This window comes from Promicromonospora sp. NFX87 (genome assembly GCF_048564965.1).
Classification (GTDB): Bacteria; Actinomycetota; Actinomycetes; order Actinomycetales; family Cellulomonadaceae; genus Promicromonospora.
In genome coordinates, this window is sequence record NZ_CP183413.1 from 4,032,205 (window position 1) to 4,057,326 (window position 25,122).

At 72.2% G+C, this 25,122-nt stretch carries 22 protein-coding genes; 5 read left to right on the top strand and 17 right to left on the bottom strand.

The window, feature by feature from the left end; genetic code table 11:
- Positions 1-158: 158 nt before the first annotated feature.
- The 3 genes from ACNYC2_RS18145 to ACNYC2_RS18155 all read right to left on the bottom strand — a co-directional run bounded on the left by ACNYC2_RS18145 (position 159) and on the right by ACNYC2_RS18155 (position 2,556).
- Complete coding sequence (locus tag ACNYC2_RS18145; protein ID WP_419703136.1) at positions 159-791, bottom strand: regulatory protein RecX; 633 nt, start codon at positions 789-791, stop codon at positions 159-161.
- A 34-nt stretch (positions 792-825) separates the two neighbouring features.
- Positions 826-2,046, bottom strand: coding sequence for a recombinase RecA (recA, locus tag ACNYC2_RS18150; RefSeq protein WP_419703137.1), 1,221 nt, complete (start codon positions 2,044-2,046; stop codon positions 826-828).
- Positions 2,047-2,319: 273 nt separating this feature from the next.
- The gene (locus ACNYC2_RS18155) at positions 2,320-2,556 is read right to left on the bottom strand and encodes a DUF3046 domain-containing protein (protein WP_419703138.1); all 237 of its coding nucleotides are present in this window, start codon (positions 2,554-2,556) and stop codon (positions 2,320-2,322) included.
- A gap of 68 nt (positions 2,557-2,624) precedes the next feature.
- Here ACNYC2_RS18155 and ACNYC2_RS18160 point away from each other — a divergent pair, with 68 nt between their 5' ends.
- Entirely contained in the window at positions 2,625-7,772 is a 5,148-nt protein-coding gene (locus ACNYC2_RS18160) for a DEAD/DEAH box helicase (RefSeq protein ID WP_419703139.1), read from the top strand.
- On the opposite strand, the gene ACNYC2_RS18165 is transcribed toward ACNYC2_RS18160, so the two are convergent.
- Positions 7,738-8,460 (bottom strand): DUF998 domain-containing protein, encoded by a 723-nt coding sequence (locus ACNYC2_RS18165; RefSeq protein WP_419703140.1) that lies wholly within the window; start codon positions 8,458-8,460, stop codon positions 7,738-7,740. The two genes, ACNYC2_RS18160 and ACNYC2_RS18165, sit on opposite strands and share 35 nt — an antisense overlap.
- Positions 8,461-8,719: 259 nt before the next feature.
- Between ACNYC2_RS18165 and ACNYC2_RS18170 the strand changes: the two genes are divergently transcribed.
- Positions 8,720-9,517: a DNA-formamidopyrimidine glycosylase family protein gene (locus ACNYC2_RS18170; protein ID WP_419703141.1), complete on the top strand. Its 798-nt coding sequence runs from the start codon at positions 8,720-8,722 to the stop codon at positions 9,515-9,517.
- 92 nt (positions 9,518-9,609) lie between these two features.
- Here the strand turns inward: ACNYC2_RS18170 and ACNYC2_RS18175 are convergent, their stop codons facing one another.
- The 3 genes from ACNYC2_RS18175 to pgsA form a co-directional block, all read right to left on the bottom strand.
- Positions 9,610-9,963, bottom strand: a complete 354-nt coding sequence (locus ACNYC2_RS18175; protein WP_116674556.1) for a helix-turn-helix domain-containing protein — start codon at positions 9,961-9,963, stop codon at positions 9,610-9,612.
- Between the two features lie 263 nt (positions 9,964-10,226).
- A complete protein-coding gene (locus tag ACNYC2_RS18180) occupies positions 10,227-10,730 on the bottom strand; it encodes a CinA family protein (RefSeq protein WP_419703142.1) in 504 nt (167 codons plus the stop codon).
- A complete protein-coding gene (gene pgsA, locus ACNYC2_RS18185) occupies positions 10,727-11,317 on the bottom strand; it encodes a CDP-diacylglycerol--glycerol-3-phosphate 3-phosphatidyltransferase (RefSeq protein WP_419703143.1) in 591 nt (196 codons plus the stop codon). The genes ACNYC2_RS18180 and pgsA overlap by 4 nt, the downstream gene beginning before the upstream one ends.
- A 90-nt stretch (positions 11,318-11,407) precedes the next feature.
- On the opposite strand from pgsA, the gene ACNYC2_RS18190 reads away from it, so the two are divergent.
- On the top strand, positions 11,408-12,661 hold the full coding sequence (locus tag ACNYC2_RS18190; protein ID WP_419703144.1) for a CapA family protein: 1,254 nt from the start codon (positions 11,408-11,410) through the stop codon (positions 12,659-12,661).
- An 85-nt stretch (positions 12,662-12,746) separates the two neighbouring features.
- Here ACNYC2_RS18190 and ACNYC2_RS18195 read toward each other — a convergent pair whose 3' ends face one another.
- Complete coding sequence (locus ACNYC2_RS18195) at positions 12,747-15,578, bottom strand: DNA translocase FtsK (RefSeq protein WP_419703145.1); 2,832 nt, start codon at positions 15,576-15,578, stop codon at positions 12,747-12,749.
- 126 nt (positions 15,579-15,704) lie between these two features.
- The gene (locus tag ACNYC2_RS18200) at positions 15,705-16,115 is read right to left on the bottom strand and encodes a hypothetical protein (RefSeq protein ID WP_419703146.1); all 411 of its coding nucleotides are present in this window, start codon (positions 16,113-16,115) and stop codon (positions 15,705-15,707) included.
- A gap of 92 nt (positions 16,116-16,207) precedes the next feature.
- Here ACNYC2_RS18200 and ACNYC2_RS18205 point away from each other — a divergent pair, with 92 nt between their 5' ends.
- Entirely contained in the window at positions 16,208-16,795 is a 588-nt protein-coding gene (locus tag ACNYC2_RS18205; RefSeq protein WP_419703147.1) for a TetR/AcrR family transcriptional regulator, read from the top strand.
- Positions 16,796-16,832: 37 nt separating this feature from the next.
- Here the strand turns inward: ACNYC2_RS18205 and ACNYC2_RS18210 are convergent, their stop codons facing one another.
- The 3 genes from ACNYC2_RS18210 to ACNYC2_RS18220 all read right to left on the bottom strand — a co-directional run bounded on the left by ACNYC2_RS18210 (position 16,833) and on the right by ACNYC2_RS18220 (position 19,232).
- Complete coding sequence (locus ACNYC2_RS18210; RefSeq protein WP_419703148.1) at positions 16,833-17,846, bottom strand: adenosine deaminase; 1,014 nt, start codon at positions 17,844-17,846, stop codon at positions 16,833-16,835.
- 31 nt (positions 17,847-17,877) lie between these two features.
- Positions 17,878-18,717, bottom strand: coding sequence for a DUF4328 domain-containing protein (locus ACNYC2_RS18215; RefSeq protein WP_419703149.1), 840 nt, complete (start codon positions 18,715-18,717; stop codon positions 17,878-17,880).
- An 86-nt stretch (positions 18,718-18,803) separates the two neighbouring features.
- Positions 18,804-19,232, bottom strand: coding sequence for a MarR family winged helix-turn-helix transcriptional regulator (locus tag ACNYC2_RS18220; RefSeq protein ID WP_419703150.1), 429 nt, complete (start codon positions 19,230-19,232; stop codon positions 18,804-18,806).
- A 91-nt stretch (positions 19,233-19,323) separates the two neighbouring features.
- Here ACNYC2_RS18220 and ACNYC2_RS18225 point away from each other — a divergent pair, with 91 nt between their 5' ends.
- Entirely contained in the window at positions 19,324-20,151 is an 828-nt protein-coding gene (locus ACNYC2_RS18225; protein ID WP_419703151.1) for an SDR family NAD(P)-dependent oxidoreductase, read from the top strand.
- Here ACNYC2_RS18225 and ACNYC2_RS18230 read toward each other — a convergent pair.
- From ACNYC2_RS18230 to rraA, 5 genes are all read right to left on the bottom strand, one after another.
- Positions 20,148-20,771 carry a DUF4328 domain-containing protein gene (locus ACNYC2_RS18230; protein ID WP_419703152.1) on the bottom strand — a complete coding sequence of 208 codons (624 nt, stop codon included), beginning with the start codon at positions 20,769-20,771 and terminating at the stop codon, positions 20,148-20,150. The genes ACNYC2_RS18225 and ACNYC2_RS18230 overlap by 4 nt on opposite strands.
- Positions 20,772-20,893: 122 nt before the next feature.
- Positions 20,894-21,628: a DUF4328 domain-containing protein gene (locus ACNYC2_RS18235; protein ID WP_419703153.1), complete on the bottom strand. Its 735-nt coding sequence runs from the start codon at positions 21,626-21,628 to the stop codon at positions 20,894-20,896.
- 213 nt (positions 21,629-21,841) lie between these two features.
- On the bottom strand, positions 21,842-23,527 hold the full coding sequence (locus ACNYC2_RS18240) for a ribonuclease J (RefSeq protein WP_419703154.1): 1,686 nt from the start codon (positions 23,525-23,527) through the stop codon (positions 21,842-21,844).
- 35 nt (positions 23,528-23,562) lie between these two features.
- Positions 23,563-24,531: a 4-hydroxy-tetrahydrodipicolinate synthase gene (gene dapA / locus ACNYC2_RS18245; protein ID WP_419703155.1), complete on the bottom strand. Its 969-nt coding sequence runs from the start codon at positions 24,529-24,531 to the stop codon at positions 23,563-23,565.
- A 96-nt stretch (positions 24,532-24,627) separates the two neighbouring features.
- Positions 24,628-25,092, bottom strand: coding sequence for a ribonuclease E activity regulator RraA (gene rraA, locus ACNYC2_RS18250; protein WP_116674542.1), 465 nt, complete (start codon positions 25,090-25,092; stop codon positions 24,628-24,630).
- Positions 25,093-25,122 lie beyond the last annotated feature (30 nt).

A 25,122-nucleotide genomic window follows, 5' to 3' on the forward strand; every position in this document is an offset into this window, starting at 1 on the left:
GTTCGGTCGCCCGGCTTAGGCCGGCGCGAGCGGGTGCTACCGGCGCCGCCCGGCGCGGGCGAGTGCTCTGCCGGCACCGCCTGGTGCGGCCCGGCACCGCCCGGTGCGGCCCTGTGCCGCCCGGTGCGAGACAGCGCGCGGCAGGCCGTGCAGGGACGTCAGTCCTCGGCGTAGCCGAGGTCGTCCGTGTCCTCGCCCTCCGCGGCGAGCGCCTCTCGGACCAGCTCGAACGCCAGCCCGGGCGCGTAGCCCTTGCGGGCCAGCGAGCCGACGGCGCGACGGACCCGCACCTCGCGGTCCAGGCTTCGCGTGCGGGTGATCAGCTTGGTGGCCAGCTTGGCGCCGGCCGCCCGCTCGTCGTCGGAATCGAGCTGGTCCAGGGCCTCGGTGGCCGTGTCCTCGTCGATGCCGCGCCTGCGCAGCTCCGCGGCGATGCCGCGCCGCGCGAGGCCCCGCTCGGAGTGGCGGGTGCGCACGATGGTCTCCGCATAGGTCGCGTCGTCCACCAGGCCCACCTCGTCGAACCTGTCGAGCACCTGCACGACGACGTCCTCCGGGTAGCCCTTGCGGGCCAGGGACTGCTCCAGCTCGCGGCGGGACTTCTGCGCCGCGGTCAGGATCTTGAGGACCGTCTCGCGGGCCTTCTCGACGGCCTCGTCCCGGCTGATCTCGCCGGACTCCAGGCGCTCCGCGACGGTCTTGCGGGGCGCCCGGTCGGCGCTGCTGCGCCCTCCGCGGCTCCTCGTCCGGCCACCCTCCCGGGCGGCCGGACGGCCCCGACGCTTCCCCACGCCGGGACCATCCGCTGGATCACCGTACTGCACGTCAGAACGGCGCCTTCTCGGCGGCCGCCTCGGCCTTCTCGGCGGTCTTCGACACCGCCGGCTTGGTGGCCTTCGAACGTGCGGTGGTCGACCTGGTGGCCTTCGCCGTGGTCGTCGTCCGCGAGGACGAGCTCGCCGCGGCGACGGTACCCGCGGCCGGTGCGGTCTCGGTCGTGGAAGCCGCCGCGGTGGCGCCCGCGCTCTCGACCGCAGGCGCGTCGACCTTCGGGCCCACGCCCAGCTTCTCCTTGACGCGCTTCTCGATGTCGTTGGCGAGGTCGGGGTTGTCACGCAGGAAGGCCCGCGCGTTCTCCTTGCCCTGGCCGAGCTGGTCGCCCTCGTAGGTGAACCACGAGCCCGACTTCCGCACGAAGCCGTGCTCCACGCCCATGTCGATCAGGCCGCCCTCGCGGGAGATGCCGTGGCCGTACAGGATGTCGAACTCGGCCTGCTTGAACGGCGGCGCCATCTTGTTCTTGACGACCTTCACCCGGGTGCGGTTACCGACTGCGTCCGTACCCTCCTTGAGGGTCTCGATACGCCGGATGTCGAGGCGGATCGACGCGTAGAACTTCAGCGCCTTTCCACCGGTGGTGGTCTCGGGCGAGCCGAAGAACACACCGATCTTCTCGCGCAGCTGGTTGATGAAGATCGCGGTCGTGCCGGACTGGCTGAGCGCACCCGTGATCTTGCGCAGGGCCTGCGACATGAGGCGAGCCTGCAGACCCACGTGGCTGTCGCCCATCTCGCCCTCGATCTCGGCCTTGGGCGTCAGCGCGGCCACGGAGTCGATGACGATGATGTCGAGCGCGCCGGAGCGGATCAGCATGTCGGTGATCTCGAGCGCCTGCTCGCCGGTGTCCGGCTGCGAGACCAGGAGCGCGTCGGTGTCGACACCGAGCTTCTTGGCGTAGTCCGGGTCCAGCGCGTGCTCGGCGTCGATGAAGGCCGCGATGCCGCCCTGGCGCTGCGCGCTGGCCACCGCGTGCAGCGCGATGGTCGTCTTACCCGAGGACTCGGGACCGTACACCTCGACGACACGGCCACGGGGCAGGCCACCTATACCGAGGGCCACGTCGAGGGCGATCGCACCGGTCGGAATCACTTCGATGGGCGCACGGGTCTCGTCGCCGAGGCGCATGACCGAGCCCTTGCCAAAGCTGCGGTCGATCTGGGCGAGGGCCGCTTCGAGGGCCTTGTCGCGATCTGCTGGTGCGGGCATGTGCAACACCTTCGGTTTCAGGGCGCTCTGTGCGCCGGCATGGATGGCTCTGTACGTCGTTGCCGACCGTACGCGGAGCCACTGACACGGACGCCTTCTCCGGCCGCCGCCTGTGGACGACGTTCCGAAATCCGTGCCTGTGGTCGAAGTCTAGCCGAACGCGTGTTCGAGGCAAGGCAGGACACATCGGTGTGTCGCAGGACATCTTTTCCTGCGGTGGCCCGCGGCGAGCGGCCCCGGAAAGATCGATCAGCGCTCAGCTGGATCAGCGCCTCAGCGGCGGGGCGGGGGCGCCTGCCGGTGCTTGTCCTTGCCCCACCGCTCGGCGTCGGGCACGTCCAGCGCGTCGCACAGCGCGTGCCACACGTCACGCGGTTCGTCGCCGTCCTCCAGCGCGACGGCCGGGGTCCGGCCGTCCAGCGCAGGCAGGACCTGCTCGCGCGCGAGGGCGCGCCCGTAGCCCGGACCGAACACCTCGTCGATCAGCTGCCAGAAATCCCGTTCGCGCACCCGTCAACCCTACGTCTCCCCCTGCCCGCTCGGTGAACTCCGGGCCGGTGTCAGTGGTCAGGGCCAGAATGGGGTCCATGGCAACACCCGACGACCCGCTCTCCCGGTTCGGACCTGCGACCCGCGCATGGTTCACCGGGGCGTTCGCGCAGCCCACCGCAGCTCAGGCGGGCGCGTGGGACGCCGTCGCGCGCGATCAGCACGCGCTCGTGGTCGCGCCGACCGGGTCGGGCAAGACGCTCGCGGCGTTCCTCTGGTCGATCGACCGGATCATGTCAGCTCCCCCGCCCGAGGACCGGTCCCGCCGCTGCCGCGTGCTGTACGTGTCGCCGCTCAAGGCCCTCGCCGCCGACGTGCAGCGCAACCTGCGCTCCCCGCTCACCGGCATCCGGCAGGCCGCGGCCAGGGACGGCGTGGTGGTCCCGGACGTCACGGTCGGCATGCGCACCGGCGACACGCCGGCCAACGAGCGGCGTTCGTTCGCCACCCGGCCCCCGGACATCCTCGTCACGACGCCGGAGTCCCTGTTCCTCATCCTCACCTCGGCGGCCCGGGCCGGCCTCGCCGGCGTGGAGACCGTGGTGCTCGACGAGATCCATGCCGTCGCGGGTACCAAGCGCGGCGCGCACCTCGCCCTCAGCCTGGAACGCCTCGACGCCCTCCTCGACCGGCCCGCGCAGCGCATCGGGCTCTCCGCGACGGTGCGCCCCGTGGACGTCGTCTCCCGGTTCCTCGGCGGCGGGCGGGCCGACGGCTCGGCCCGCGAGGTCGCTGTCGTGCAGCCGCCGTCGCACAAGGAGTGGGCCATCGACGTGGTCGTGCCCGTCCCCGACCTCGCGGACCTCGACAGCGCGCCAGCCACCGGTCCGTCCGACGCCGCGTCGCCGGGTGACGACGAGATCGACCTCTCGGGCGAGGCCACGCGGCCGCTGCGCAGGGCCTCCGTCTGGCCGCACGTCGAGGAGCGCGTGGTCGACCTCGTGGCCGACCACACCTCGACGATCGTCTTCACGAACAACCGGCGGGGCGCCGAGCGGCTGACCGCCCGGATGAACGAGGTGTGGGCGCAGCGCCAGGGGCTGGAGGTCGCCGACCCCGCGAGCACCTGGGCCGCGCTCGTGCCGGGACAGTCGGGCACCAGCGCCGGCCTCCCCCGTCCCGTGCCCGGACAGCGCGGCATGCCGGAGGCAGTGCCGGGCCGGGACATGACCGCGGACGCCACCGGCCAGGGCGGGACGATCCTGGCGCGCGCCCACCACGGGTCGATGAGCCGCGCGGAGCGCACACGCACCGAGAACGAGCTCAAGGAGGGCCGGCTGCCCGCCGTGGTCGCCACGTCGTCCCTGGAGCTCGGCATCGACATGGGCGCGGTGGACCTGGTGGTCCAGGTCGGAGCGCCACCGTCCGTGGCGAGCGGGCTGCAGCGCATCGGCCGGGCCGGCCACCAGGTGGGTGCGGTGTCCAAGGGTGTGGTCTTCCCGATGTTCCGCGGCGACCTCGTGCCGGCCGCCGTCATCGCACAGCGCATGCGCGCAGGCGAGATCGAGCACATGCACGTCCCCGCCAACCCCCTCGACGTCCTGGCACAGCAGGTGGTGGCGGCTCTGGCCGTCGACGACTGGGCCGAGGAGGACCTGCTCGCGCTCGTCCGCCGGTCCGCGCCGTTCACGCACCTCGGCGACGCCACCTGGCGGGCCGTGCTCGACATGCTCGCCGGCCGCTATCCCAGCGAGGACTTCGCGGAGCTGCGCGCCCGCATCACCTGGGACCGCGCCACAGGCATGCTGCGTGGCCGGCCCGGAGCCCTGCGTCTCGCCGCGACAAGCGGTGGCACCATCCCGGACAAGGGTGCCTACGGCGTCTTCCTCGCCACGGACGCACCGGACGGCGGAGCCCCGGGCGACGCCCTCACCGACGCGGTGACCGGCGGCGGCGCACGCATGCGCGGCGGCAAGCGGGTCGGCGAGCTGGACGAGGAGATGGTCTACGAGTCCCGGGTCGGCGACACGTTCACGCTCGGGTCGAGCACCTGGCGCATCCAGGAGATCACCACCGACCGGGTGCTGGTCACCCCGGCGCCGGGCCTCCCCGGGCGTCTGCCGTTCTGGAAGGGCGACGCCCAGGGCCGCCCCGCCGAGCTCGGGCGTGCCGTCGGCGCCTTCGTCCGCGAGGCCGACGCCGCACTCGCCACCGACCCCGAGGCCGGACGCAAGCACCTGCGCGACGGCGGGCTGGATGCCTGGGCAGCGGACAACCTCGCCGCCTACCTCGTCGAGCAGCGGCAGGGCACCGGACGGGTGCCCGACGACCGGACCGTGGTCGTGGAGCGGTTCCGCGACGAGCTCGGCGACTGGCGCGTGGTGATCCACTCGCCGCTGGGCGCACGGGTCCACGCGCCGTGGGCCCTCGTGATCTCGGCCCGCCTCAGAGCCCGGTTCGGTCTCGACGTCGCCGCCATGCACTCCGACGACGGGATAGTGCTGCGGCTGCCCGACTCCGGCGGCGGCTGGGACGGCGACACGTGGGACGGGGGCTCCGCCGCTCCGGACGACGGCGAGACCGGCGCGCGGCCTGAGCACACCCCCGGCCGGGTCACGCTCGAGGACCTGCTCCTGGACCCCGATGAGGTCCTCGGCGCGGTCCGCGACGAGCTGGGCTCGTCGGTGATGTTCGCGGCCCGGTTCCGCGAGGCGGCTGCTCGCGCACTCCTGCTCCCCCGGCGGCGGCCCGACAAGCGGCAGCCCCTGTGGCAGCAGCGCCAGCGGTCCGCCCAGCTGCTGGAGGTGGCCAGTCAGTTCCCCGACTTCCCGATAGTCCTGGAAGCCGCGCGCGAGTGCCTCCAGGACGACTTCGACGTCGCCGCCCTGGCCGACCTCATGCGCGAGATCGGGGCCGGGGGTGTCCGGGTCGTGGAGGTCACGACGCCGACTCCCTCACCCTTCGCCCAGTCGCTCCTGTTCGGCTACACCGCCCAGTTCCTGTACGACGGCGACGCACCGCTGGCCGAGCGGCGTGCCGCCGCCCTCTCGCTCGACCCGGAGCTGCTCGCCGAGCTGCTCGGCGAGCAGGGTTCCGCGGACCTGTCCGACCTCCTGGACCCGGGTGCCGTCGAGCGCACGGAGGCCGAGCTGGCCGGGCTCGCACCCGACCGCCAGGCCCGCGACGCCGAGGGCCTGTGGGACCTGCTCCGCCGCACCGGTCCGCATCCGCTCGACGCGCTGGAGGCCCGCACCCGCGAGGAGGCCAGGCACGCGGTGGAGCACTGGCTCGACGAGCTGGAGGCCACCCGCCGCGTGATCCGCATCCGGTTCGCCGGCACGGAGCAGTGGGCGGTCGCGGAGGACGCGGGCCGGCTCCGGGATGCGCTCGGCGTGGCGCTCCCGGTGGGGATCCCGGAGACGTTCACCGAACCCGTGCCCGATCCGCTCGGTGACCTCCTGCGTCGCCACGCCCGCACGCACGGGCCGTTCGGCGCCGGCGCGGTGGCTCAGCGGTTCGGGCTGGGTGTCGCGGTGGTCGTGCACGGGCTCGCCCGGCTGGAGGGCGACGGCGTGCTCGCGCGCGGCAGCCTGCGCCCGGGTTCGCTGGGCGGCACCGGCGACGAGTGGTGCGACCCAGGGGTGCTGCGCCTGCTGCGGAGGCGTTCGCTCGCTGTGCTGCGGGCCGAGGTTGAGCCCGTGGAGCAGGAAGCCCTCGGCGTCTTCCTGCCCCGCTGGCAGAACGTCTCCACGGGTCTGTTGCGGGGTGCGGACGGGCTCGTGCAGGCCATCGAGCAGCTCGCGGGCGCCGCCGTCCCGGCGTCGGCCCTGGAGACCCTGGTGCTGCCCGCACGCGTGACCGACTACTCCCCCGCCCTCCTCGACGAGCTGACCGTCGCGGGCGAGGTCCTGTGGGCCGGGCACTCCCGCCTGCCCGGCTCGGGCGGCGGGGACGGCCTCGTCTCGCTCCATCTGGCCGACGGCGCCCCGCTCACCCTCCCCGAGCTCGAACCGGTCGAGGAGGAGAGCCTGCTGGACTCCGAGCTGCACCGTGCGGTGCTGGACCTCCTGACCGGTTCCGGCGGCTTCTTCCTGCCCCGCGTGGCCGAGCTCACCGGCGCCGAGCCGGACGCGGTGCTCGACGTGCTGTGGGACCTGGTCTGGGCCGGGCAGGTCACGAACGACGGGCTGGGCGCCCTCCGGGAGCGGGTCAGCGGCGCCGGTGCCCATCGAGCACCCCGGACGGTCGCGCGCGCCCGGCCGGTGCGGCGCTCACGGTTCGCGGTGTCGCCCGGGCGGCCCGCCTCGGCCCTCCGGGCCAGCGCGTCGGTACCGGGCGGTGGTGGCCGCTGGGCGGCCCTTCCGATGCGGGAGGCCGACCCGACCGTGCGCGCACACGCCCTGACCCAGGTGCTGCTCGAACGGCACGGCGTGCTCACGCGGTCCGGCGCGGCGGCCGAGGGCGTCGGGGCGGGCTACCGCGACGTGTACCGCGTGCTGTCCGGGCTGGAGGAACGCGCCGCGGTGCGCCGCGGGTACTTCGTCGAGCACCTGGGCGGCTCCCAGTTCGCGTTGCCGGGCGCCGTCGATCGCCTGCGGGTCGACGCGCAGGACCGCACCCGGATCATCGAGGCCGAGCTGGAGGTCGCCGAGCGGACGTCGGCCGTCGCGACCGGCACGGGCGCGAGCAGCACGAGCGGCGCGGTGGTGCTCGCCGCGATGGACCCCGCCAACCCCTACGGGGCTGCGCTCGCCTGGCCTGCGGGGCCGCACGGGCCGGCGGGGCCGACAGGACCGGCGGCTCAGGATGGTCCGGCCGCCGGCTTGCCGGGCGGCGCCGCAGGCACGGGCTCCGGTAGCAGCGCCGGACTCGTCGTCGGCCCTGCGCTGGACGGCGCTGCGGCGTCGGACGGCAGCCCCGGGAGCAGAGCCGTCACGGCGCACCGGCCCGGCCGGAAGGCCGGGGCGGTGGTGGTGCTCACCCACGGCGACCTCACGCTCTTCGTGGAGCGCGGTGGACGCACCGTGCTGTCGTTCAGCGAGAGCCCCGCACGGCTCGCGGTCGCCGCCGACGCGCTGGCCCGTACGGTCCGCGAGGGCCGCCTTGGTCGCCTGGTGGTTCAGCGGGTCGACGGCATACCGGCGCTGGAGGCCGCGCGGCACCATCCGGTGGCGCGTGCACTCGTCGAGGCCGGCTTCGCGGTCACGCCACGAGGTCTGCGGATCTCGATCCGCTGAGCAGGAAGGCCTGCTCGTCCGCCGGGTGCCCGGTCGACGCACCCGTCGCCTCGGTCTCCGCGGTAAGGCTCTCCCGGTCGATGGTGGCGGCGAGCAGGAACAGGAAGCCGATCATGATCACGAAGCCCACGCGTTCGATGAGACCGAACGCGAAGATCCCGGAGCTCGCGAAGAAGACCAGCGACAGGTGCACCACGAGAAACAGCGCGACCACCACGCCCAGGGCGATGGCCGCCGACCGAAGGCCCCGCGGAAGGGCGGACCGGGGCTGCCCGATCGACCGCTCGAGGCTCAGCCCGATCACCGGCAGCACGCAGAACGCCGTCGCGGCGCTCACGCGGTGCACGATGGCCGAGAACGACGCGGCGGTACCCGGCGGGTCGGTCGGGAACGCACCGACCAGCACCATCGCCACGGCGAACACGATCATCGCGACGGCGGGGAGCGGGCCGACCGCCAGCCCGGTGCGGTACATCCGCACCATGAGGATCAGTCCGAGCACCGCCAGGACCAGGCCGCCGGCCAGGATCATCTCGCCGCCGCCGGGCACGAACGCGTACCAGCTGATCGGATCGAGCACCGGGTCGACGGCGGAAGCGCCCACCACGTGCGCCGCGACCATCGGCAGCAGAGCCGTCGCCCCGAACCAGCCGACGGTCCGCATGCTGCGGGCGTCTACTTCGGACACGGACGGCAGGTCTGGGTGTTTCCCCAGGTCAACAGCAGCGGCGGTCATATGACTAGGGTCCTGGAGCGGACCCGTGGAAACCATCAGTTTTACCCCTGATCGCGCCCTGATCTTTCTGCGGGCGATCCCTGATACGGCACGGACGGCCATCCGGGCGCACGCCGGACCAGGCCGTGTCGAATGGGTGATATGCCGGTTGCGCGACGTATCTCGGCCCAGGCGCACACTACGCTGAAGCCCCACGACGAGGGGAGCATACGTGCCAGAAGGCGATGTACTGCGCCTCACGGCCGAGCGCCTCACGGCCGCGCTCCGCGGACTGCCGCTCGTCCGCGCGGAGCTGCGCTGGCCGAGCGCCGGAGGTGTGGACCTGACAGGCGCCACCGCGCTGGAGACCAGCGCTTACGGCAAGCACCTGCTGACCCGCTTCGACGACGGGCGCACTCTCCACACGCACCTACGCATGGATGGGTACTGGAGGGTCCACCGCACCGGCTCCCGCGACGCCTCAGCCCGCAACCCCGCCATCCGGGCGGTGCTCGCGACGGACGCCTGGACCGCCACGGGATGGCACCTCGGGATGCTCGACCTGCTGCGCACGCACGACGAGCAGCGCATCCTCAACGGGCTCGGCCCGGACGTGCTCGGTGCCGATTTTCCCACCACCGGGCTGCCTGCCGCCTCGGCACGGCTCGTCCGCGAGCCGGACCGGCCGCTGTGCGCCGCCCTGCTGGACCAGCGCACGGTCGCGGGCATCGGCACCATCTGGATGGCGGAGTCGCTGTTCGCGCGGCGCCTGTTCCCGTGGACGACAACCGGCGCACTGACCGAGGATGAGCGCGACGACCTCCTCCGCACCGCTCGCCGGCTCATGGAACGCAGCGTCGCGGTGGGCCGGGCCCGCGGCCTGGGCGCCGTCGAGATGCACGCGCACGGACGGGCGGGCCGGCCGTGCCACCGGTGCGGCACCCCGATCAGCGTCGGCTCGGCGAACGAGAAGCCCTACGAACGCCCTGTGTTCTGGTGCCCGACCTGCCAGGCCCCCAGCTCGGGGTAGAGCTGCAGCGAGACAGAACCAGGGCGGTACCCCCGATGTGGAGGTACCGCCCTGGTTCGATCTCGCTGCAGTTCTACTTCATGCCTGTCGGCTCAGCCGACGGGTGCCAGGTCCGACTGCGCGACCTCTCGCCGCGCTGCGGTCCGGTCGCCTCCCCTGGCCAGCAGCCCCGCGACGAAGTCCGCAGGGATCGTGTCGGGGATCTGGAATCCTTCGGCCACCGCCACGCGGTCGCTCACCTCACGCAGGACCAAGGACAGCGGCACGTCGAGCGCCTCGCAGATGGAGCCCAGAAGCTCGGACGACGCTTCCTTCTGACCCCGCTCCACCTCACTGAGGTAACCCAGCGACACTCGCGCCGCCGACGAAACCTCGCGCAGGGTGCGTCCCTGACGCTGCCGCGTGTCACGCAGCACGTCTCCGATTTCTCGCCGTAGTACGACCATCTCGCGCCCCCTCTCAGTGCCTGTCCCTGAACTCACGCCCTGCCCTGTCTGGACCGGACGTGCCTTGCGTGTGGTGCGTGCTCCGTGCGTGGAGTTCGTTCTACCGTACCCCGCGCTCGAAGAGTTCTTGCGCCCGCTCCGGGTGGTCGGCCTGTTCATGATCACACCGGGACCAACGTCGTGGATATGAGCCTTGTTCCCGAAGTCCACCTGCGTCAAGTCCTGTGCAAGATTATACCAAGAAACTTCACATGTCTGTAACTTCAGGAAACATCGTGGGGTGTGTCGACTTTTTCACCCGAGGCTTCGCCGACCAGCAGCGACGCCAGGTCGAGCACTCCTCGCACGGAGTCAGCGATCACCTTTGACCGGTCACCATCGAGGTCAAGCCGCTGCACCTCCGACGCTACCGGAGTGCTGACCGCGACGAAAACCACACCCGGCTCTTGACCATCCTGTGGATCTGGTCCCGCGACCCCGGTCGTAGCCAGTCCCACGTCGGCGCCCGTTGCGGTGCGTATCCCGGCCGCCATCTGGGCAGCGACCGCCTCGTCCACGGCGCCCCGCTCGGCGAGCAGGTCGGCGTCCACGCCGAGCAGCCCGGCCTTCAGGTCGGTCGCGTACGCGACGATGCCGCCGCGCAGCACCCTCGACGCGCCCGGTACGGCGACCAGCGCCGCCGTGACCAGACCGCCGGTCAGCGACTCGGCAACTCCGATCGTCCAGCCCCGTGCGGCTGCCTGCGCCAGCAGACGGGGCGCGGTCATACGGTCTGCGTCCTGGCCCGCGCGTCGCGGCGGATCTTCCAGCCCTGGTACACGTACTCGACGCCCGTCACGACGGTCACGACGAACGCCGCCATCAGCACCACCCAGGCGATCACCGTGAACCACTCGAAGCCGTCACGCGGCAGCAGGAACATCGAGATCGCCACGGCCTGCAGCACCGTCTTGAGCTTGCCACCGCGCGACGCCGGCATCACCTCGTACTTGAGCATGCCCATGCGCATGAACGTGATGCCGAGCTCGCGCACGAGGATGATCACCGGGATCCACCAGGGCAGCTCCCCCAGCGGGATCCAGAGCAGGATCAGGGCCGCGCCCACGAGGAGCTTGTCCGCTATCGGGTCGAGCAGCTTGCCCAGGTCGGTGATCAGCCCACGCGACCGGGCGAGGTAGCCGTCCACCTTGTCGGAGACGGCGGCGACCACGAAGATCGCCGTGGCCACGAGCCGCCACGTGGTGTCGTCCCCGCCTTCGACGAGTAGTGCCCAGGCGAAGAACGGGACCATGGCGATGCGAATCATCGTGACGACGTTCGCAATATTCCAGGGCGACGGAGCGTCGTTGACCATTGCTCAAGCCTAACGGCGGTTCGCCCGTGGCCGGACCGCCGGGCGCGCGTCACGCTCGCTGCGGCGGACTGCCTGCCATAGCATCCGCAGGTGAATACCGTCCGCGCCCCGCGGTTCCTGGCCCACGTGGCGCTGACCACCGCGCTCGTCGCCACCGCCGCCGGCTGCACCCCTGCCACCGACCCGGCAGCGGATCCCTCCGGCAGCGCGAGCACCACGCCGTCCCCCTCGGCCACGCCGTCACCCCCGCCCCCGCCCCCGCAGGACATCGAGCTCACCCTGCTCGCCGCGGGCGACGTCCTGACGCACAAGGCGGTCAACGAGTCCGCGACCGGAGCGGACGGCATCGACTACTCGCCGCTGCTGTCGGGCATCGATCCGTGGGTCGCCGGCGCGGACCTGGCCCTGTGCCACCTGGAGGTACCGGTCGCGCCGCCAGGCGTCGCCCCGTCGGGCTATCCCGTGTTCCGCGCGCCCGCCGAGATCGTCCGCGACCTGGGCGAGCAGGGCTGGGACGGTTGCTCGACGGCGTCCAACCACGCGGCCGACGGCGGTTACGACGCCCTCGCGGCGACCCTCGACGCGTTCGACGAGGCCGGGATGGGCCACGTCGGGACGGCGCGCGACAAGCAGGAGTCACGCGGCGCCCAGTTCTACGAGCTCGACCGCGACGGCCGGACCGTCACCATCGCCCACCTCTCCGCGACGTACGGGCTGAACGGGCTCGAGCCGCCCCGCGGGACCTGGTCGGTGGACATCATCGACCCCGCACGGATCGCCCGGCAGGCCAGGGCGGCGCGGGCCGCCGGTGCGGACCTCGTGGTCGCCAGCCTGCACGACGGCGTCGAGTACGTCACCGAGCCCACGGGCCACCAGCGGGCGGCGATGCAGGCCCTGGCCCGTTCACGGCAGATCGACCTCGTGATCGGTCACCACGCCCACGTCCCACAGCCCGTCGAACGCCTGCGCGGCGGCCCGGCGGGCGACGGGATGTGGGTGGCCTACGGCCTGGGCAACCTCCTGTCCAACCAGGGGGCGGACTGCTGCGTGCCGGCCTCCGCCGTCGGCCTGCTGATGGTGGCGGACATCGTGCAGCCCCCGGAGGGACGCACCCGGGTCACCGGCGTCCGCTGGGCGGCGACCACGGTCGACCGCGCGGCGGGCCACCGCCTGCGGAGCACCCGCGACGCCATCGCACGGCCGGACGGCGCCCAGCTCACGAGCGCCGAGCTCCAGGCACGCCTCCTGCTCGCGCAGGAGGCAGCCGGGGACGGCGCGAAGGAACAGGACCGGCCGCCCACCTCCACGGGCGAACCGCCGCGCGTGGTCCCGCGCACCCGCTGACCTGATCCGCGAAGTAGAGCGCCTGTCCGAACTTCCTTGGCTGAAGCCGGGAGACTCGGACAGGCGCTCTACTTCGCGGATCAGGTCAGCGCAGCGCCTCGGCGTCGTCGTGGTAGTCCGTGGCGACCGGGGGCATGTGGCCGTCGGTGCCGTCGGCGTACTGGTCCGGCGCCGCGGAGGGCCCGTCGTCCGCGCTGTCCCCCGAGGCCGACTGGTCGAAGACCTGGGCCGGCTGCTGGTCACCCCGGATGAGGGCGAGCGCCGACGGGAGGTCGTCGGCGGCGACGAGCACGTCGCGCGCCTTGGACCCTTCCGAGGGCCCGACGATCTCGCGGGACTCTAGGAGGTCCATGAGCCGGCCCGCCTTGGCGAAGCCCACGCGGAGCTTGCGCTGCAGCATCGACGTCGAGCCGAACTGCGTGGTGACCACGAGCTCCGTGGCCTGCAGCAGCAGGTCGAGGTCGTCGCCGATGTCGTCGTCCACCTGCTTCTTCGCCGCGGCGGGCGCGGCGACGTCCTCGCGGTATACGGGCTTGAGCTGGCTCTTCACGTGCTCGACGACCTGGTGCACCTCGGACTCGGTGACCCAGGCGCCCTGGACGCGCATCGGCTTGGCGGCGCCCATGGGCAGGAACAGCGCGTCACCCTGACCGATGAGCTTCTCGGCGCCCGGCTGGTCGAGCACGACTCGCGAGTCGGTGACCGACGACGTCGCGAACGCGAGCCGCGACGGCACGTTCGCCTTGATGAGGCCGGTGACGACGTCGACGGACGGGCGCTGCGTCGCCAGCACCAGGTGGATGCCGGCCGCGCGGGCCAGCTGCGTGATGCGCTGGATCGACGCCTCGACGTCGCGCGGGGCGACCATCATCAGGTCGGCGAGCTCGTCGACCACGACCAGCAGGTACGGGTACGGCGCGATCTTGCGCTCCGAGCCGGGCAGCGGCTTGACCTTGCCGGCCCGGACGGCCGTGTTGAAGTCGTCGATGTGCTTGTAGCCGAACATCGCCAGGTCGTCGTAGCGGGCGTCCATCTCGCGCACCACCCAGTCGAGGGCCTCGGCGGCCTTCTTGGGGCTGGTGATGATCGGCGTGATGAGGTGCGGGATGCCCTCGTAGACGGTCAGCTCGACGCGCTTGGGGTCCACCAGGATGAGGCGCACCTGCTCCGGCGTCGAGCGCATCAGGATCGACGTGATCATCGAGTTGATGAAGCTGGACTTACCGGCACCCGTCGCACCGGCCACGAGGATGTGCGGCATCTTCGCGAGGTTGGCCACCACGTAGCCGCCCTCGACGTCCTTGCCCACGCCCATCACCATGGGGTGCTCGGTACGTCGCGCGGCGCCCGAGCGCAGCACGTCGCCCAGCACCACGGTCTCGCGGTCGGTGTTCGGGATCTCGATGCCGATGGCGGACTTGCCCGGGATGGGCGACAGGATGCGCACGTCCGCGCTGGCCACCGCGTACGCGATGTTGTTGGACAGCGAGGTGATGCGCTCGACCTTGGTCTTGGCGCCGACCTCGACCTCGTACCGCGTGACCGTCGGCCCGCGGCTGAAGCCCGTGACCTTGGCGTCCACGCCGAACTGCTCGAACACGCCCGTCAGCGACTCGACCACCCGGTCGTTCGCCGCCGACCGTGCCTTGTGGGGCGCTCCCGCGACCAGGAGCTCCTCGTCGGGCAGCAGGTAGACCGTGTCGCCCTCGAGCATGGGCTGCACGCCCCGCGGCATCGGCTCGCCCGCCTGCGGCGGCCTGGGCCCGTCCGCCTTGGGTGCGGCCTTGGCGCCCGACGCCGCCCGCTCGCCGTCGGGGCCGAGCACGCCTGGACCGATCGCCGGAGCGCCGGTGACCTTGCCCGCGGACTCGCTGGTCGGGATGCGCTGCGTCATGAGCCTGCCGGCCTTCGCTGCACGCTCAGCGGCCTCCACCTCGGCGGCCTTCTCGAAGGCCTCGTCGCCCACGAACCCGGCGAGGCGCTCCTTCTCGGCGGCGATCTCCTCCTTGGTGCGGCGCTTGCGGCGCTTCGTGGTCCCGGTGGTGCCGTCGTGCGGCGAGACGCCGTCGGCGAGCGCGAGCCCGTCCTCGTCGGTGGCGGCCTCGTCGCGGTGGTTACCGGTCAACCGGTCGTACATGCCGCGCAGGCGCGCCGGGATCCGATGGACCGGCGTCGCCGTCACGATGAGGACGCCGAAGAAGCCGGCCAGGACGTACAGCGGGATCGCGAACCACTGCGTCAGGCCGGTGACCACCGGCGTCGCGAAGAGGAACCCGATGATGCCGCCGGCGTCCTGCACGGGGGCGAAGCCCGCCGTCGGCGAGGGCAGGCCCGCGCTGATGTGCACGAGCGAGCACGTGGCGACCACCAGGAAGCTGAGCCCGATCGCCACCCGGCCGTTCTGCTGGGCGCGCTCGGGGTGGCGCATGACGCGGAAGGCGAGCCAGACAAGCAGCACGGGCAGGGCCACGCCCGCGATGCCGAAGGTGCCGGCGACCACCGCGTGCACCCCGTCGCCGAACGGCCCGTCGATGCCCCACCACTCGCGTGCGGCGACGATCACCGCTACCGCGAGCAGCGCGAAGCCGACGCCGTCGCGCCGGTGGTCCGGTTCCAGTTCCTGTCCTCCCTGCTGCGTTGCCTGCTGCGCGCCCCCGTCGGACGTGTCCTGCGCCGTCCGCGGCCCGGCGGCGCGGGTTGCGCCGCCCACCGCGTGCGCCATACCCATCCACAGCCCGCGTAGTGCACGGACCGGCCACGGCGGGCGAGACGGGCCGGACGCGGCCTTGGCCGCCGGGCGGGCAGCCCCCCGGCGCTGCGCCGGTCGCTTCGACGCGGCAGCCTTGGGCTTGGCGCTCTTCGCGCCCTGCCCGGATCCCTTCCCGGAGCTTCGCCGGGCCGACGTGCGGGTCGCCATGATGTCGCCACCGTAACCGGGGAGGGCGGCTGGGCGCAGGAAGCCTCGCGGTGTGTCCCAGGACCGGGCTCTTGACCGCTTTGCCGGGATCCGCCCGGGAGCAGGGGTCGGCCCAGGAGCCGGCCGTCAGCCCAGGAGCAGCCCCACCGCCAGCGTCACCACCCCCGCGGCGAGGGCCGCCGCGCCGACCGGGAGCAGCACCACCGCGCGGTTGGGCTTCGTCCGCCCCTCGCCCATCGCGGAAAAGAAGAACCCGGCGGGCATCAGGACCGCCGCGTACAGCACGCCGGTGGCGGCCAGCCAGTGCGCGAACCCCGTCAGGCTCGTCGCCTCGGACAGGAGCAGGCAGAGCAGGCCGAGGATCACGAGCACGCCCGCGTGCGCGTGGCCTGCCCGGTAGAAGCTCTTCTGCAGGTCGGTGGTGACCAGCCGGCCGCCGAAGACCTTGAGCAGGAAGAACCCGCCCGACTCGATCCCCACGACGGTCAGCAGCACGATGCCCGCTGTGATGCGGGCCGGATCCGAGAGCTCGAGCACGGCATCCTCCAGGGACTAGCTGTTCCGATGTTTCATAACAGTGTTATCAAACAACGTTCGCAAACGGACGTCAAGGCTTCTAGACTCACGCCATGGCTCGACCACGACTGCACGACGACGCCCTGCGCACCCGGCTCCTCGAGGTCGCGTCGCGGATGATCTCGTCCGACGGCGAGAGCGCCGTGACCGTGCGCAAGGTCGCCGCGGAGGCGGGCACCAGCGCCTCCGCCGTCTACGCGCTCTTCGGCTCGCGCGAGGCGCTGGTCGAGGCGGTCAGCGACGAGGGCTTCCGGCGCTTCGCCGAGCATCTCGCCGCCGTCGGCCAGGGCCAGGACCCCGCGGCGGACCTGCGCGCCCTCGGCGGCGCGTACCGGAAGTTCGCCCTGGCGGACCCGCACTTCTACCGCGTCATGTTCTACCGCGCGGTGGCACCGGCCGACGGCGGTCCGGCGGACGCCGTCGACCGGCCCACCTTCCAGGTGCTGCACGACGCCGTCGCCAGGGCGCTCGCCGGCGCGCCGCCCGAACGCGTGCTGAACGCCGCCGTCGGGCTGTGGGGACTGGTGCACGGGCTGGTGTCGCTCGAGCTGGCCGGCCTGCTGCCCGGGGACGAGAGCGCACGCGAGGCGGCGTTCGACCGGGCTGCCGGAACGGTCGGGCCGGCGCTGCTCGCGGGCTGATGCCGACCCCGGGGTCGGCGTCAGCCCGCCCGGCTGCTCACCCGCCGGCGACCCGCCAGGACTCGACCTCCGCCAGATAGGCGGCGACCCGGTCGGGCGGGAGGAACGACCCCCGGAACGACGCCGCCGCGAGCGCCGCCCGCTGCTCCCGGGTGAGGTCGAAGGCGGCGGTGACGGCGTCGTCGACGTCGTCCACGTAGGCGCCGAAGTACGGCGGGTCGTCGGAGTTGATGCTGACGAGCATGCCCGCCTCGATCATCGCGGGCAGCGGGTGCTCGGCCAGGGTGGGGACGGCGCGGAGCCGCACGTTGGAGACGGGGCACACGGTGAAGGGGACCTGCTCCGCCACGACGCGGGCGACGAGCTCCGGGTCGTCGACGACGGCGATGCCGTGGTCGATCCGCTCGGCGTGCAGGAGGTCGAGCGCGTCCCGGATGTTCTGGGCGGGCCCCTCCTCCCCCGCGTGCGCGGTGCGGCGCAGCCCGGCTTCCTCCGCACGCGCGTAGACGGCCTGGAACAGGCCGGGCGGGTAGCCGACCTCCGCGTTGTCCAGCCCCACGCCGACGATCGGCGCGTCCGTCGCGAGCAGCCGCTCCAGGACGTCGAGTGCGTCGGCGCTGTCGCGGTCGCGGTGGAACGCGGCGATGAGCAGGGTGGTGATGCCGTGCTCGGCCTCGCTGCGCCGGAGGACGCCGGCGATACCGTCGACGACGGCCTCCAGCGGCACCCCGCGCACGAGGTGCGCCTGCGGGTCGAAGCTGATCTCCGCGTGGCGCACCCCGGCCCGGGCCGCCCGCACCAGGTAGGCGCGGGTCAGGTCGGCGAAGTCGGCCTCGGTGCGGAGCACCGACATGCCCGCCGAGTACAGGTCGAGGAACGACTGCAGGTCCTCGAACTCGTACGCGGCACGCAGGCTCGCGGGGTCCGGGAACGGCAGCGCCACGCCGTTGCGGGCGGCGAGCTCGAACGCCAGCTCCGGTTCCAGCGTGCCCTCGATGTGCACGTGCAGCTCTGCGCGAGGAGGCCGCGACGTCGAGAAGGGTGTGGTCATGACGGCAGGTTACGTGCCGCCAGCGGCCCGATCAGGCGAACCCCGCGGCCTTCTCCTGTGCCGCCGTGGTCTCCCGGACGATCCTTACCCAGTGGATGAACGCGACGGTGAGCGCGACGGCGGCGACGGACCGGACGATGATCTCCACGTCCTGGTCGGACGAGGTGAAGATGCGCAGAGCGGACAGCAGCCAGAAGGCCCACCACAGGCCGAGGGAGACCCGGCGCTGCCCGTCGGGCAGGACCGCGTCGCGGATGTCCCGGACCACCCGGAAGGGGACCCAGAGGAAGGCGACGGGAACCAGCCAGCCGAGCCAGGTCCAGGCCCGGCCGTGCGCGAACCGCGCTCCGGGGTTCCAGGCCTCGGCGAACGTGCGGCTGGCCTGGAGCCAGACGCAGGCGGCGACGTAGGCGGCCAGGCCGAACAGGAGCGCCACGGTGGCGCCGTTGGGATCGATCCGGATACCCAGGCCGATGTCGATGCCGGACGCCTCGCCCCGGCCGCCCGTGAAGATCAGGATCGCCAGACTTGCCAGCTCGACGAAGAGCAGGCAGCACGCCGCCACGGTCGTCCCGACCGCCAGTCCGGCGGGCGGCTCGGGCAGCGGTTTGCTGGACGTGCGACGCCGTGCGGGCGGGTGGGCCCGGTCGACGGGCACTCGCTGCTGCCCGCTGACCGGTGTGGGCGGTCCGGCGTGCAGTCCGGTGCTCGCACCGGCGTAGTGCTCCGGGTACTGGGGCTCGGCGTAGGGGGACTGCGGGTGTGCGGGGCTGCCTAGCTGCTCCGGATGGGGCTGCCTGCCTCGTTGCGGGACGGGCTCGCCCCAGGGAGTGGCAGCGCCGTTCTGGTGGGGGGTGCGCGGGTCGGACATCAATGGCCTCCGATGTGTTCCCGCCACCGTACTCACACCGCAATGTCCGATAGCAACCAGTTGCGGGTGAACCCGCGTCCAACTGGCTATTTTGTGGCCTCCGGCCGGGCGACGCGTCCCAGCAGGGTGACGAGCTGCGCGAGCTCGCCGGCCGACAGCGCGGCCAGCGGGGTCTTCTCCAGCACCGTCGAGACCAGCTCGTCGCGGACCTCACGGCCCTTGGCGGTCAGCACCAGCACCCGGGAGCGACGGTCGTCCGGGTCGACCGCGCGCTCCACCAGCCCTCGGTCGATGAGCTGGTTGCTGATGAAGGTCAGGTTCGGCGCGTTGCAGTACAGGCGCTCGGCCATGACCTTCATCGAGGGCGGTGGCTCGTCCGGGTCGATGAGCCACAGCGCCTGAAACGTCGCGGGCGTCATCTGGTGCTCGGCCAACGACTCCCCCAGCAGGTCGTTCGTGCGCATCCAGATGTCGTGCGTCGCGGCGACCACCGCGGTGAGGTCGGGCGTGGTCATGCCCCGCATCCTACCGATACTTCGAGACTCGAAGGAATCGTGCTACGTTCAGCGCTCCGATACTTCGAGACTCGAAACAATGGAGGATCTTGTGAGCGACGACTACCGCGGCGTCACCGCCCTCGTCACCGGCGCGTCGAAGGGGCTCGGGCGGGCCTACGCGCTGGAGCTGGCGCACCGGGGAGCCCGCGTGATCCTGCTGGCCCGGACGGAACCGGGCCTCCGAGCGGTCGCCGCCGAGATCCGCGAACGGCACCCCGGCGTCGATACCGAGGTGATCACCGGAGACCTCGCCGCACCCGACGGTCCCGAACGGATCCTGCGAGAGCTGCGCGACGGCGGCCTGACCGTCGACCTGCTGCTCAACAACGCCGGTGCGGGCAGCGTGGGCCCGTTCCTCGGCCGACCGCTCGGGCCGCAGCTGAGCACCGTCGGGCTGAACATCAGCGGCCTGCTCGCACTGACCCACTCGATCGGGGCCGCGATGGTCGCGCGCGGGTCGGGCGGCATCATCAACGTCTCGTCGACCGCGGCCTTCCAGCCCATGCCCTACCAGGCCAGCTACGCGGCGACCAAGGCGTTCGTGCTCTCCTTCACCGAGGCGCTGGCCGAGGAGCTGCGCGGCACCGGCGTGCACGTCATGGCGGCGCACCCCGGCGCCGTCGCCACGGGTTTCTTCGACGGCACCACGGCCAGCATCGACGAGCGGCTGGCCGACACACCGGCCGCCGTCGCGACCCGCACCCTGGACGACTACGCCCGGCGGCGCGCGGTCTCCTATCCGGGCCGCGCCGTGACCCGGGCCATGACCTGGCCGGCCCGCCTGCTGCCGCGCACGCTCGTCCCGCGCCTGACCGGCGGGCTCAACCGCCGGCTACGCCTGCACGAGGTGGCCGACGCCGTCCAGGACGCCGTCTAGCCGACGGCCCCGTCACCGTCCGGTGCCGAACCTCCCGCAAGGGCCAGCTGGCCACGGCGGACACGCATCACGATCGCCGTCCACGCCCAGCAGGCGAACAGTCCCAGGACCGCGCTGGCGATGTACTGCTCGCTCATCAAGAGCACGCGGTCATCCAGCACACCGTTCCCAGCAGATCCTCCCAGCCGGTTCACCGCCGTAAAGGCGAGCAACAGCATGAGGAGCCAGCAGCCCCACCAGGGAAACAGATACCAGGCGACGCGTCTGCGAAGTGTCGCCCGCCAGACGTCAGATACCACCCACGCAGGGAACCACAAGGACACCAAGGGAACGACCCAGCCCAGCCATGTCCAGGCGATGCGCAGCGAGAACCACGAACGCGGGCTGTGCTCCTCCCCGAACCGACGGCTCCGGTGCAGCCAGAGCCCCACGACCACGAAAACCGCGACGAGGAACGGGGGCACAGGCAGAGTGGCCAGAACGAACGGTGCGGCACCCGACTCCTGATACGTCAGACCCTTGTCGACCGCGTCCCGCCAGATCTCCTCGGACGCATCGGCCGCGGCGCCGAGGACCACCAGCCAGGCGACCCAGGTCCAGCCCAGCACGATGACCGCCACAGCGAGGCCCGTCGGCGGTCGGCGGCCGCCGGGTGATGCGACTCCGCTCACCTGCGCATCGGTCAACACCGGCAGCGGCGATGCCGGTGGCGGTCCCGGAGGCGCCCACGACCGCGAGTCGGTCACGAGATGATCTCCCGTTCGGCCGCCGCGATCCGCTCCGCCTGGAAGCGCGTGATGTCCCGGACTATGCGGATCCAGAGCAGCAGTGCCACGATCATCGCGACGGTCGAGACCGCCTCGAGCAGCACGAGCACATCCGCTGCGAACAGCGCCTGTTCCGCCGCCGTGCTGGTCGTCAGGCGACCCGCGACGTTCGATCCGAGGATGAAGACCAGCCAGGCCGCCCACCAGCCGCCGATGCCGGAGACGGGGCCGGGCGCCGTCGCCCGGCGGATGTCACGCACCACCTGGTGAGGGAACCAGAGCGAGACGAACGGCACCCACCAGCCCAGCCACACCCAGACCTTGCTGCGCTCGTGCATCCAGCCAGGGGTGGCGGCGACGGCGGTGGACCGGCTGCGGTACAGCCAGAGGCACGTGACGATGTACGCGGCCGCCTGCACCGGGAGGGACACGATGCCGACGGCGTCGTACGAGGTGAACCCACTGTCCAAGCCGCCGAAGCCCGCTTCGCCCGCTCGGCGGAGCGCGTCCGCCGCCTCGGGTGCGAACGTCAGCTCCAAGACCTGGACCACGGTCCAGACACTCGCCAGGACGATCGCTCCGACTCCTAGCCCGGCCGCGCTGCGCAGGGGCGGCACGTCGTACAGGGGTGCACCGTACGTGTACTGCACCGGCGGGGGCACTGCGGGCGACGTCGGCTCCGGGGGTGGGGCGTACGGGTCGTGCGTCATCGAGTCGCCTCTCAAGGTGTCAGGGGAACACCCGAACGCTAGCCGCGCGAGACCACGACGATCTGCCATAAAGCGGGTGATTTCACACGCGGCAGCGCAACAGAACGGGGTTATGTGCGTGACCGGGCTGGTCACGCACATAACCCCGCTCTCACCCGCAGCCGGCCAAGCCGGCCGACCCGGCCGGAAGGCCGAGCCGCACCGCAGCCCGGATCAGGCCTCGAGAACCACCGGGACGATCATCGGCTTGCGGCGCAGCCGCGTCGCCACATAGCGCCCGATGGTGCGGCGCATGATCTGCTGCAGCTGGTGCGTGTCCGTGGCCCCGCCCGCGATCGCATTTTCCAGCGCCGCGGTGACCTCCGGCATCACCTTGTCGAACACCGAGGCATCCTCGGCCATACCCCGCGCGAGAACCTGCGGGGGTGCCAGCACCTTACCCGTTGCGGTGTCGATGACGGCGAAGACCGACACGAAGCCCTCCTGGCCCAGGACCACCCGGTCCTTGAGCTCGGCCTCGGTGATCTCGCCGACCGACGACCCGTCGACGTACACGTAACCGCACGGCACGGCGCCCACCACGGACGCCTTGCCGTCCACGAGGTCCACGACCACGCCGTCCTCGGCGAGCACCACGCGGTCGGCCGGCACGCCGGTCTTGACCGCGAGCGCCCCGTTCGCCACCAGGTGGCGCACCTCGCCGTGCACGGGCATGACGTTCTTGGGCTTGAGGATGTTGTAGCAGTACATGAGCTCGCCGGCCGAGGCGTGCCCGGAGACGTGCACCTTGGCGTTGCCGCCGTGCACCACGCGCGCGCCGAGGCGGGTCAGGCCGTTGATGATCCGGAACACGGCGTTCTCGTTGCCCGGGATGAGCGAGGAGGCGAGGATCACGGTGTCGCCGAACTCGACCTGCACCTTGTGGTCGCCGTTGGCCATGCGGGACAGCGCCGCCATCGGCTCGCCCTGCGAACCGGTCGACATGTAGACGATCCGGTCGTCGGGGACCGAGTCGGCCTTCTTGATATCGATGAGCACGCCCGGAGGCACGTCGAGGTAGCCCAGGTCGGCGGCGATGCCCATGTTGCGCACCATGGAGCGCCCCACGAGGGCCACGCGCCGGCCGTGCACGTGCGCGGCGTTGAGCACCTGCTGCACGCGGTGCACGTGGGAGGAGAACGACGCGACGATGATCCGCTTGTCTGCGTGCGCGAAGACGTCGTCGAGCACCGGGCCGATCTCGGCCTCGGGCGTCACGAAGCCGGGCACCTCCGCGTTGGTGGAGTCCACCATGAAGAGGTCGACGCCCTTCTCGCCGAGGCGGGCGAAGGCGCGCAGGTCGGTGATGCGGCCGTCGAGCGGCAGCTGGTCCATCTTGAAGTCACCGGTGTGCAGCACGGTGCCGGCGGCGGTGGTGACCGCCACGGCGAGCGCGTCCGGGATGGAGTGGTTGACCGCGACGAACTCGCAGTCGAAGATGCCGAGCTGCTCGCGCTGCCCTTCCTTCACCTCGAGGGTGTAGGGCTTGATGCGGTGCTCCTTGAGCTTCGCCTCGATGAAGGCGAGCGTCAGGCGCGAGCCGACCAGCGGGATGTCGCCGCGCAGCCGCAGCAGGTACGGCACGGCACCGATGTGGTCCTCGTGACCGTGCGTCAGCACGATCGCCTCGATGTCGTCGAGGCGGTCCTTGATGTAGTCGAAGTCCGGCAGGATCAGGTCCACGCCGGGCTGGTTGTCCTCGGGGAACAGCACGCCGCAGTCGATGACGAGCAGCTTTCCGGCATGCTCCAGGACCGCCATGTTGCGTCCCACCTCGCCCAGGCCGCCGAGGGCGACGATCCGCAGTCCGCCTTCGGGCAGCGCGGGGGGCAGGGACAGTTCGGGGTGAGGATGACTCACGTGGCCTCCAAGGCCTCGTTCCAACAGAAAGAGTTTCAGTGCCCGACGGCGGAGCTCGCCTCCGCGAGCTCGCTCACCTCGGGCCGGCGCGCGGCGTCGTCGCGCAGCAGACCGGCCTCGGCCAGGACCACGCGCAGGGCGGCCACCTCGTCGTCCGTCGCTGCGACGTTGGGCAGGCGCAGGAAGCGGTTGTCCGTGATGCCGACCGCCTCGACCGCGGCCTTGGCCATGACGGCCTGGGCGCCCGCGCCGTTGAGGGCGTCGATGACGCCGGTCGCCGTGCGGAAGACCTCGACGGCTCCGGCGATGTCGCCGGCGTCGAACCGGCGGACGGTCTCCGCGAAGTGCGCGCCGACCACGTGCGCCGAGACAGACACGATGCCCGCGCCGCCGACGCTCAGGAAGGGCAGCAGCAGGCCGTCGTCGCCCGAGTACCACGCCAGCCCGGTCTCCGCGATGAGCTTGGTGGCCGCGTAGACGTCGCCGGTGGCGTCCTTGTTCGCGATGATCCGCGGGTGCTGTGCCAGGCGCCGGTAGGTCTCGGGCGCGATGCGCACCACGGTGCGGCCGGGCACGTCGTACAGCATGACGGGCAGGTCGGTCGCGTCCGCGACGGCCACGAAGTGCTGGTACAGGCCCTCCTGGCTGGGCCGCGAGTAGTACGGCGAGACGACGAGCACGCCGTCCGCGCCGGCCTCGGCGGCCTGCTCGGCCATGCGGATCGCGTGCACGGTGTCGTTCGAGCCCGCGCCGGCCACCACTGCCGCACGGTCGCCCACGGCCTCGACGACCGCGGCGACGAGCTCTTCCTTCTCGGGCGTGTGCGTCACCGGGGACTCGCCTGTGGTGCCGGAGAGGACGAGGCCGTCGTTGCCGTCGTCCACCAGCTTCTTCGCCAGCTTGACCGCTGCCTTCAGGTCCACGGCGCCCTCGGGCGTCATCGGGGTGACCATTGCGGTCAGGACAGCGCCGAACGGGCGCGTCGGGTCAGTGGGAAGAACCATGGCTCTACCGTACCGTTTACCGCCCACATCACCGCCGTCGCACGAGCTCCTCGAGCCGGTCGACGGCGGCGATCTCGTCGTGGGTGAGCCGGTGGGTCACCGCTCGACCAGCACGCCGTCCTCGTCCGCGTACACGGTGGCGCCCGGGCGGAACACGACGCCGCCGATCTCCACCGCCTCGTCCAGCACGCCCGCACCCGTCTTCGACGACTTGCGGGGGTTGGTGCCGAGCGCCTTGACCCCCAGGCGCAGCCCGCCGATCGCCACGGAGTCGCGGATCGCGCCGTGGATGATCGCGCCGGCCCAGCCGTTCTCCACCGCCGCGGCCGCGATGAGGTCGCCCATCAGGGCGCTGCGGAGCGAGCCGCCGCCGTCGACGACGAGGACCGCGCCCTCGCCAGGGGTCTGCGTCACCGCCTTGACCAGGCCGTTGTCCTCGTAGCACCGCACGGTGCGGACCGGGCCGGAGAAGCTACGGACCCCACCGAAGTCGCGCAGCTGGACCGAGAGCGAGGCCAGCGCCTCGCCGTGCTCGTCGTACAGGTCGGCGGTCGCCGTCATCGTGATCCCCTCGTCCGGTGGCACTGCGCG